Consider the following 1,233-nt stretch of genomic DNA (forward strand, 5'->3'; position numbering starts at 1 on the left):
GGCTACGAAGATCTGAATGATCATGAAGCGCTTCGCTTTGATCAGGCACTACAAACCGCCACGGGGAATGCCTCGACTCTGGCCGGCAAGTCCACGCTTTGTCGAATGGAGCAGGCGATGGATCGGCAAACCATTGTCAAAGCGCATGAGTTGCTCTGGCACCACTTTATCGAGCAGCATGAGAAGCCGCCCAAGGAAATCGTGCTGGATTTTGACGGCACCGATATTCCGGTGCACGGCGACCAGCCGGGTAAGTTCTTTAACCGGTATTACGACCATCACTGCTACTTCCCGCTTTACGTCTTCTGCGGTAGGCACTTGCTGGTGAGCTATCTGCGCACCAGCAATCGAGGTGATGCCCGGCACAGCTGGGCCATTCTGGCGCTGCTGGTGCGATTTATTCGCGAGTATTGGCCACAGACCCGGATCGTGTTCCGGGGCGACTCCCACTTCAGCAAGCCCCGACTGCTGGCCTGGTGCGATCGCAACCAGGTGGATTACATCGTAGGCATGGCCCGCAACCAGCGGCTGGAGGCGCTTGCCGCCCCAGCCATGGACAAAGTCCGGACCTACTACGAGGCTCATGGCCATAAGCTCGCCAGCACCTTCCGCTTCCGCTACAAAGCCCGAAGCTGGCATAAGCCACGCTGGGTGGTTGCGCGCCTGGAATATGGCCCTCAAGGCCCGAACCCCCGGTTCGTTATCAGCTCCCGCTACGATGACGGATTCAAGCTCTACTACGAACAGTATTGCGCACGGGGTGATATGGAGAACCGGATCAAGGATCAACAACTGGATCTGTTTGCCGGTCGCACCTCCAGCACACACTGGTGGACCAACCAGTGGCGGCTGATCTTATCCGGCTTCGCCTACACCCTGTTCGAGCGTTTGCGGGTGCATCTGAAAAACACGCCCTTCGAACGTATGAGTGCCGGCACCTTGCGCTTGAAGCTGATCAAGGTTGGCGCAGTCATCATCCGCAACACCCGCCGAATACGGGTGTTGATGAGTGATAGCTATCCACACAAGAACGATCTCTCAGCACTGGTTCAGCGCTTGGTGCCCCAGTAGATAATCGGGCTCCCCCGGCCCGATACCAATGGGGGAAAGGGGGAGTTGTGCCTGAATGCCGGAAACTGGCTAAATAATCGCCAACTTCGACCATGACCACTCGGATCTGGCACTACCAGGCTTGGTCTGCGAAGGTTGTTGGAGCACTATGAGAAATCCGGG

The 1,233-nt window shown here is 57.3% G+C and carries 1 protein-coding gene; it reads left to right on the forward strand.

The features are described from left to right. Positions 1-1,071, forward strand: a 1,071-nt coding sequence (locus BMY49_RS17105; protein ID WP_008174531.1) for an IS1380-like element ISMaq3 family transposase, incomplete at its 5' end; no start/stop codon positions are given. Between the last annotated feature and the right edge of the window lie 162 nt (positions 1,072-1,233).

Origin of the sequence: Vreelandella aquamarina (assembly GCF_900110265.1) — a bacterium.
GTDB lineage: Bacteria > Pseudomonadota > Gammaproteobacteria > Pseudomonadales > Halomonadaceae > Vreelandella > Vreelandella aquamarina.